This window comes from Kitasatospora sp. NPDC015120, assembly GCF_043080305.1.
Taxonomy (GTDB): Bacteria; Actinomycetota; Actinomycetes; order Streptomycetales; family Streptomycetaceae; genus Kitasatospora.
Genome location: NZ_JBIBVJ010000016.1, coordinates 62,972 through 70,419, shown reverse-complemented (window position 1 = coordinate 70,419; position 7,448 = coordinate 62,972). Strand labels below are relative to the sequence as shown.

The following is a 7,448-nucleotide window of genomic DNA, read 5'->3' as shown; positions in this document are numbered from 1 at the left end:
TCGGGCCGTCGGCTGCGGGTGGGTCAGAAGCCGTTGGCGAGGTCGCGGGCGTGGTCGCCCGCCTTGTCGAGGGTGTCGGCCAGGAGCTCGCCGTTCTCGCCGACCGAGGACAGCGTGGAGCCGATCCTGACGATCAGCTCGTAGAGGTTCTTGGTGCCGTCGTCGACCTGGCCGTGGTACTGCTTGCCGATCTCGTCGTCGCCGCCCACCCGCAGGTTGATCTCGTTGATGTGGGTGGCCTCGGTGTTGAGCTGGGTGACGAAGTCCTTCAGCTCGAAGAACTCGGCGAAGCTCTTCTTGAGCATCGCCGTCTTGGCGGTGGTCCCCTCAGCCACGGAACTCCTCCTGCCGGCCCGCCTTCGCCTTCTTCTTCTCCTCGTCCCCGTAGCCCGGGGCCATCGCCCAGAGCGGTTCGAGGATCTCGTCCAGCTCGCTGCCGCCGGTCATCGAGAGCCGCAGCGTCTCGCCGAGCCCGTCGAAGCGGGAGAGGCGCTCGGCGACCTGTCGGCCGACGTCGGCCCGGGCCTCGTTGAGCACGTCGGTGAGGACCTTGGCGAGCTCGGCGGGCGCCATCTCGCGGTAGTCGTCGGTGTGGAAGGTCATCGAGACCACCTGGCCCTGCGAGCCGACCTTGACGGTGACCATGCGGTCCTTGGAGGTGACCGAGCCGGTGAGCTCGTTCATCTCCTGCTGCATGGCCTCGGCCCTGGCCAGCTCGGTCTGCATGTCCGCCATCGCCTGGGCGATCTGGTCCGCGAACGGGTTGCTCATCTGTTCGTCCTCTCGTCTGCCACGGCGCTCAGCGCCCGATGACGCCTTCGACGGCACCGGTCTGGGTGCCCCACACCTCTTCGTCCTCCGCCAGCCAGGTGGTGCGGCGGCGGTCCTTCTCGCCGCCCGCGCCGGCGCCCGCGCCGCCCATGCCGGCGCCCGGCGGCATCATCGGCGGCATCCCGCTGGAGGTGGTGGGCGTCTGCCGGCCGGTCAGGGCGGCCTGCTCCTGGGCCGCGGCGCGGGCGGCCCGCTCGGCGGCGGCGCGCTCGGCGTTGGCCTGGTCGACGGCGGCCTTGGTGAGGGACGGGTCGCCGCCGGCGGCCAGCGCGCGGTTGCTGAGGCCGCCGCCCATGCCGGTGATCATCGGGCTGCCGCCGAGGCCGAGCGGACCCGCGCCGCCGGAGCTGCCGGAGCCGAGGCCCATGGTGTTGTAGGAGAAGCCGCCGGTGCCGAACTCATTGGGCGTCAGCAGGTCGTCGCCGCTGCCGCTGCCGTCGATTCCGGCGGCGGAGTAGCGGTCGGCGAGCAGCTGCCGGTACTGCGAGACGGTGTTGCCGTTGCCGTCGCGCAGGACGCCGTCCGGGCCGATGGTGTAGCCGGGGCCGGCCACCATCGGGTTGCCGGCGGAGTCCAGGACGGGGTTGCCGCTCTCGTCGACGATCCGGCCGTCCTTGGTGATCACCGAGCTGGGGGGCACGACCACCGGCCGGTTCGACCCGGGACTGCCGGGGAGGAGGCTGTCCTGCAGCGGACCGGAGTTGAGGCCGGGGAACGGGTTGCCGATCAGGTTGGGGCCGCTGCCGCCCTCGCCGAGGCCGAGGTTCGGCGTGCTGCCGCTGCCGCCGCTGCCCAGGTTGAGGTTGGGCGTGCTCCCGCTGCCGCCGGATCCGCTGCCGCCGCTGCCCAGATTGAGGTTCGGCGTGCTCCCGCTGCCGCCGGACCCGCTGCCACCGCTGCCCAGGTTGAGGTTCGGCGTGCTCCCGCTGCCGCCGGACCCGCTGCCGCCCTCGCCGAGGCCGAGGTTCGGCAGGTTCCCGCTGCCGCCGCTCCCGCCACCGGTGATGTCCTTGATGCTGGGGCCGCCGTCCTTGCCGCCCCCGCCGCCGCCGGTGCCGAACTCGTTGATCTTCTTGTTCAGCTCGTCGATGGTCTTGTCGGTGTCGTCCTTGCCCCCGTCCTTGGTGGGATCCTTGGTCGGGTCCTCGGGGGCCTTGGGGTCGGGCATCATCAGCGGGAACGGCTTCAGCGGCCGGGCGGCGTTGCCGATGGCCGTGTAGGACATGGTGAGCCCGGTCAGCGCCCGCTCGGCCTCGGTGTCCAGCCACTTCACCACGTTGGCGAGCCAGATCTGCCGGGCCCGCTTGTCGACCTGCTTCCAGAAGTCGACCGACTTGGGATCGCCGAACGGCGCCCCGGTCACGGTGATCGACAGGGAGGCGAGCACGCCTCCGCCCTCGATCTTGCCGTAGGCGTCGGCGTCGCCCTTGAAGGGATCCTCCTTGCTGTGCCAGACCGGGTTCCGGTCGGTCGACCTCTCGATCTTCAGCGTCGCGCCCTTGAGCCCCTCCATCAGCGCCGCGGTGACCGCGTTCGTCGGCCAGGCCAGGGGCGATCCCCACCAGCCCTTGAAGCCCTCCCACAGCTGCGTGATCCAGGTCTTGACGCCCTGGTCCATCGGGCGCAGGTGTTCGTCCACAGCGGCCAGGCGGATCATCCGGTTGTCGGCGTCCATCTCGTTGCGGAACGCCAGCAGCAGGGTCCGCATGGCGTTCGCCGCGCTGCCCTGCCAGTCGCCGTCCTCCTCCCCGATGCCCTTGACCCACTCGGTCCCGATCGCGGCGATCCAGCCGTCGAGGAAGGAGCTGAAGTTCTTGAGGGTGTCGGCCGCCCTGGTGAAGACGGCCGGGTCGAGCCGGTCGTTGGCCTTGACCGAGCCGTCGATGAACTGCTCCAGCGGCTTGCGGCTGGCCGTCCACCCCGCGAACTTGGCCCCCGGGCCGTCGAGGTTCGGGTACTGCACGCTGGTGCCGACGACGTAGCTGCCGTGCTTCACCGTCGAGCTGGTGCCCTCGGTGTAGGTGAAGTACCAGGCCACCCAGCTGTCGAGCTTCAGGTCGGTGCCGTCGCCCTGGACGCCCTGCCAGCCCGCGTGGACCACCTGCTTGCGGACGTCGGTGTTGAGCCACGGCTTCTCGTCGTCGACCACGTCCCCGCGCTTGGTCGGAGCCTTGTCCGCCGACGAGCCCAGGAAGGTGAGCGCGTCCTCCCAGATGTACACCATGGCATCCCCTCTCACGGCCGTGCCCGACCTGGCGTGGCGCGGGGCCGGCCCGATGCCCGGACCGGCTCCGCGGTGGTGGCGGGGGTTCCCGCCGGGTTACTTGGTGCCGGTGCCGGAACCCGAGGTCAGGGTCCGGTTCGCCACCTTCATGAACTGCGCGTAGTCCAGGGACTCGTCCAGTGCGTTGTTCAGGTAGCGGTCGGCGAGCGAGAGGTCGACGATCAGGGTGTCGAACTGCTCGATGATCGTCGCCAGCATCTTCGCGATCGAGTCGTCGTACGCCTTGAGCGCGGTGGCCAGGGTGCCCGGGGCGGTGAAGTTCCCGGAGTTGTTGCCGACCAGGAACGGCGCGCTGCCGTCGGCGTAGGCCCGCAGCTCCCGCACCGGCACCGACGTCAGGACATCCCTGAGGAAGATCTTGATGGTCTTCTCCGGGAACGTCGCGAGGAAGCCGTCGGTGATCTTGACGGTGCCGCCGTCGCCGCCGCCCTTCTCGCCTTCGTCGTCCGCCACGGCGTCAGCCCTTGACGTGGTCGAAGTGGGTGCTGGCCCGCATGTCCGCGTCGTGGATCGCGTCACGGATCTCGGTGAGCGCGACCCTGGCGTTCTCGATCTTGGCGGTCATCGACTTGTCGGAGGCCTCCAGCGTCGTCGCGAGGGTGCCCGCAGCGATCGAGAACGCACCGATGAGCTCGACGCCGATCTTGCTCCGGAGGTACTCCTTGAGGTCCTCCATCTGGGCGTGCATGGTCTTGGAGTGGGCGTCGAGGTCGTTGATCGCGGTGTCGACGCCGGCGTAGTGCAGTGACATGTGCTCGGACATGGCGGGGTCCCTTCGGTTCAGGCGGTCGGTTCGGCGGACGGCGGGGTCACTTCGGGTTCAGGACGCCCTCGACGTAGTCCGCGGGGCCGCCGGCCCCGCCGCCGAGGCTGTGGGTCGCGACGTTCAGGGTGTGGTCGCCGGTCGCGGTGAAGATCTGGCTGGTGTCGCCGAACTTGCCGTGGAAGGCGTCGTAGTCACGGCTGACCGCCGCGTACTGCTCCAGCCAGGCGTTGATGTTGTTCTGGAAGGTGGTGCTGGCCGCGCCCTCGAAGCTGTCCCGGATCGCCGTGTTGATGTCCTCGATGTACATGGCGGTGGCCTTCATCGCCTCGTACTTCGCCTCGACCTGGGTCCTGACGTCCTGAAGGGCCTGCTGGCTGACCGTCGTCTGCTGGACCACGTGAGTACCTCCTCGGTGCCGCCGGCCGGTCCCGGCCGGCGCGATTCGCCACGAGCCGGTCGGACCGGCCCGCCAGGGTGAACGGGACGGCTGCGCCGGGTGGTTCACCCCGGCGCAGCCGCCGCGGCTCAGCGCGTGCAGCGCCCCTCGCCGGTGACCGGGGGCTGCACGATGCCGCCCGCCAGCGGCGCCGGGTCGAGACTGGGCCCGGTGGGCAGCAGCGACAGCACCCGCCCGGGCACCGCCGTCGGCGCCGCCTTGGCGTAGCCGAGCCGTTCGGCGACCGCCGGCGAGGCGAGCGGGTACTTCACGCCGGTGTCGGTGACCAGGTACAGCGTGCTGCCGAAGCCCGCGCCGGACACCGCCCGGACCAGGGCACCGCCGCCCGGGCGCACCGCGATCCGGTCCGCCGGGGTGCAGCTGGGCAGCACGCCGGGCTGCAGCACCGGCGGCAGGCCGAGGACGGGCGCGGCGTCCAGCACGGACACGTCCAGGTCCCCGCCGTCGGAGGCCGGGCGCAGCGCCGCGCACAGGGCCTGCTCGGACCGGGGCGCCAGCAGCGTCGGCGGGCGGCCGGGCAGGCCCTCGGGGGCGAAGGCCGCCGCGGCGGAGGCCGGTGCGGTGTGCGCGGCGAGGTCGGCCGCACCGACCGGACCGGGTGTCACCTGGCCGTTGCCGTAGGCCTCCTGCTGGGTCCGGGGATCGCCCTGCAGCAGGGCGAACTGGGTGGCGCTGAGGGCCACCAGGCCCTGTTCCGCGAGCAGGTACCGCTCCTCGCCGGTGCCGGTGAACAGCTGGCCGACCCGGGTGGGCCGGCCGGAGAGCGCCGGACCGTCCTTGCCCCGGCCCGGCACGTCCGGGGCGCGCAGTTCCGGCCCGGCCGGGAAGGCGGCCAGGAAGGCGGCGGTGACCGGGGCGGGCACCGCGGCGGACCAGCCGAGCGCCCGCACCGCGCCGCCCGCCGCGTCCGCCGTGAACCGGCGGCCGTGCCAGAGCAGGTGGACGCCGCCGTCCGGGCCGCTCACCAGGACGCCCTGGTCGCCGGCCGGGCGGCCGGTCCGGCCGGTGCCGATCGCGACCGAGAGCTGCGGCGCGGGCCTGGCCGCCGCGGAGCCGGCGCTGGTGGCGCGGATCGTGCAGAGCAGCCAGTCGGCGCCGGCCGCGGCGGCGGCCGCGGGCAGGCCGTCGGGCGCGCCGACGATGCCGACCGGGGTGCCGCGCGGGGCGCCGTCGAGCGAGCGGGCCGACACCTGGTCCACCTTCAGCTGGCCGCCGGCGAGCAGCCGGGCGCTGGCCTCGTTGAGCACGGGGTGCAGCAGGCCCTGGGCGTAGACGTAGCGGGCGCCGCTCTCCTTGACCACCACGAGGGTGCCGGACTGCTTCCAGCCGCTCGCGCCGCCCGGCTTGATCAGGCCGTAGACACCGGCCCCGGCGCCGATCAGCAGGGCGACGGCCAGCCCGATCGCGGCGCCGCGGTTGGTCCGGCCGACGGGGGTGTCGGGGGCGTCCGGCTCGGCGCGCAGGACGCCGGCGGCGACCCGGCTCATCACGAACAGATGGGCCTGCACCTGATCGCGTCGGGACTGCATGGTGGTGGTCCTCCTCGGTACGGGTGCCCGGTGCGGCGGGACGGGAACGGGGCTGCGGCCGGCTCAGCCCGCCAGACCGCGCATCGTCGCGTAGAAGCCGAACACCTGGAGCGCGAGCGGCAGCAGGGCGAGCGCGGCGAGCGAGTGCAGCAGGTCCCCGGCGCGGCCCCAGTAGGGCAGCAGCCGGCGGCCGGGGACCGTCCACGCCGCCACGCAGAGCCCGGTCGCGGCGGCGAGCATCACCGCGAAGACGACCAGCCGCGCACCCGGCGCGGCGTCCCAGCCGGCGCGTGCGACCAGCAGGGCGAGGCCGGTCGCGCCCGGCAGCAGCAGGGCGAGCCGCTGGCGCAGCCCGCCGATGTCGCGGGCGTGCAACAGCAGCAGCACCGAGAGGTCGGCGGCCATCACCGTCGGGCCCCAGCCGCCGTCCCGGGCCAGTGCCAGCAGGGCGAGGGTGACCGCGCAGGCGGTGCCGACCGCGATGAAGAACCCGGCCAGGAAGCTGTCCGCGACCAGGCTGCGGGCGAGCACGTCCTCGGCCGGGAACGGCTCGATCTCCTCCTGGAGCTCGTCGGCGTTGCGGGGCAGCGCGGGCAGCCGCAGCCCGGCCAGCTTGAACGCCAGGCCGGGCACGAACGCGCCGAACAGCACCGCGACGGCGGCCACCGCCGCCGCGATGCGGGTCGTCGGCGACCCGGAGGCGGCGAGCGCCCCGGCGCCGAGGGCGAGCGAGGACGTCACCAGGAGCCCGGCGAAGAACGGGCCGGAGCCGACCAGCGCCAGCGCCAGCACCGTGGCGCCGACCGCCGCCGAACCGCCCGCGAGCAGCCGGGCCGGGCCGGTGACACCGGGGACCAGCGCGGCGGCGGCCGCCGCGTGGAGCACACCGGCGGCGGCCAGCGCCGTGCCCGCCGTCGAGTCGTCGAGCAGCCGGGCCGCCGCCGTCCCCCCGGCCAGCAGCAGCACCGCGACGACCGCCGCCGCGGCGCAGCGCGGGCCCTCCGGGCCGGGCAGGGCGAGCAACAGCAGGCCGCCGGCCAGCGTGGCGACGGCGAGGGCGAGCGCGAGGCGGCGGGTGGCGGCGGGCCGCCAGGAGTCGCCCCGGGCGGCGGTGCCGCTGCGCACGCCGTCCACCAGGTCGTCGAAGTGCACCTCGGGCAGCGCCGCGCGGCCGGGGCGCAGGAACAGCTCCTCACCGTCGGTCAGCCCGAGCTCCTCAAGGGTCCGTTCCTCGTCGAGGGGGGCGGCCCCCAGGCGCTGGAGGACCCAGCCAGAGTGCTCGGTGCCGCTCTCCGCGACCTCGGGACCGGCGTAGCCGAGGACGGCCGGCAGCAGGTCGGCGAGGACGACGTCGCCGGGCAGGGCGAGTTCGAAGGCGGCGCCGGGGGCGCGGAACCTCAGCCGCACCAGTCCTGTCGCCGCCGTGGTGGTGCTCACCTGTCGCGTCCTCCCGTGGAATCGGCCTGCCGGTTCTCCCGTCCCACAGGTACGGCCGGCGGCGTGCGGTCGGTTCACCCGCCCCCCGGGGCGCGGTGAACCACCGGGGTCCCGCGGGCCGTAGGCCCGAGTGCGGTGCGACCC

At 73.7% G+C, this 7,448-nt stretch carries 8 protein-coding genes; all 8 read right to left on the bottom strand.

Annotation, left to right across the window (positions count from 1 at the left end):
• Positions 1 to 23: 23 nt before the first annotated feature.
• The 8 genes from ACF1AK_RS28065 to eccD all read right to left on the bottom strand — a co-directional run bounded on the left by ACF1AK_RS28065 (position 24) and on the right by eccD (position 7,304).
• The gene (locus tag ACF1AK_RS28065; RefSeq protein WP_391501617.1) at positions 24 to 335 is read right to left on the bottom strand and encodes a hypothetical protein; all 312 of its coding nucleotides are present in this window, start codon (positions 333 to 335) and stop codon (positions 24 to 26) included.
• A complete protein-coding gene (locus ACF1AK_RS28060) occupies positions 328 to 771 on the bottom strand; it encodes a YbaB/EbfC family nucleoid-associated protein (protein WP_391501616.1) in 444 nt (147 codons plus the stop codon). The genes ACF1AK_RS28065 and ACF1AK_RS28060 overlap by 8 nt, the downstream gene beginning before the upstream one ends.
• A gap of 28 nt (positions 772 to 799) precedes the next feature.
• Positions 800 to 3,055 (bottom strand): hypothetical protein, encoded by a 2,256-nt coding sequence (locus tag ACF1AK_RS28055; protein WP_391501615.1) that lies wholly within the window; start codon positions 3,053 to 3,055, stop codon positions 800 to 802.
• A 96-nt stretch (positions 3,056 to 3,151) separates the two neighbouring features.
• The gene (locus ACF1AK_RS28050; protein ID WP_391501614.1) at positions 3,152 to 3,568 is read right to left on the bottom strand and encodes a hypothetical protein; all 417 of its coding nucleotides are present in this window, start codon (positions 3,566 to 3,568) and stop codon (positions 3,152 to 3,154) included.
• Between the two features lie 4 nt (positions 3,569 to 3,572).
• Positions 3,573 to 3,878: a hypothetical protein gene (locus ACF1AK_RS28045; protein ID WP_391501613.1), complete on the bottom strand. Its 306-nt coding sequence runs from the start codon at positions 3,876 to 3,878 to the stop codon at positions 3,573 to 3,575.
• A gap of 46 nt (positions 3,879 to 3,924) precedes the next feature.
• On the bottom strand, positions 3,925 to 4,278 hold the full coding sequence (locus ACF1AK_RS28040; protein ID WP_391501612.1) for a hypothetical protein: 354 nt from the start codon (positions 4,276 to 4,278) through the stop codon (positions 3,925 to 3,927).
• 128 nt (positions 4,279 to 4,406) lie between these two features.
• Positions 4,407 to 5,867, bottom strand: coding sequence for a type VII secretion protein EccB (gene eccB, locus ACF1AK_RS28035; protein WP_391501611.1), 1,461 nt, complete (start codon positions 5,865 to 5,867; stop codon positions 4,407 to 4,409).
• Positions 5,868 to 5,930: 63 nt separating this feature from the next.
• Positions 5,931 to 7,304, bottom strand: a complete 1,374-nt coding sequence (gene eccD / locus ACF1AK_RS28030) for a type VII secretion integral membrane protein EccD (RefSeq protein WP_391501610.1) — start codon at positions 7,302 to 7,304, stop codon at positions 5,931 to 5,933.
• Positions 7,305 to 7,448: the final 144 nt, after the last annotated feature.

Excerpts from the sequence above, each read along its gene's own strand:
- ACF1AK_RS28060 (WP_391501616.1), bottom strand. The coding sequence starts at position 771 with ATGAGCAACCCGTTCGCGGACCAGATCGCCCAGGCGATGGCGGACATG.
- ACF1AK_RS28055 (WP_391501615.1), bottom strand. The coding sequence starts at position 3,055 with ATGGTGTACATCTGGGAGGACGCGCTCACCTTCCTGGGCTCGTCGGCG.
- ACF1AK_RS28045 (WP_391501613.1), bottom strand. The coding sequence starts at position 3,878 with ATGTCCGAGCACATGTCACTGCACTACGCCGGCGTCGACACCGCGATC.
- eccB (WP_391501611.1), bottom strand. The coding sequence starts at position 5,867 with ATGCAGTCCCGACGCGATCAGGTGCAGGCCCATCTGTTCGTGATGAGC.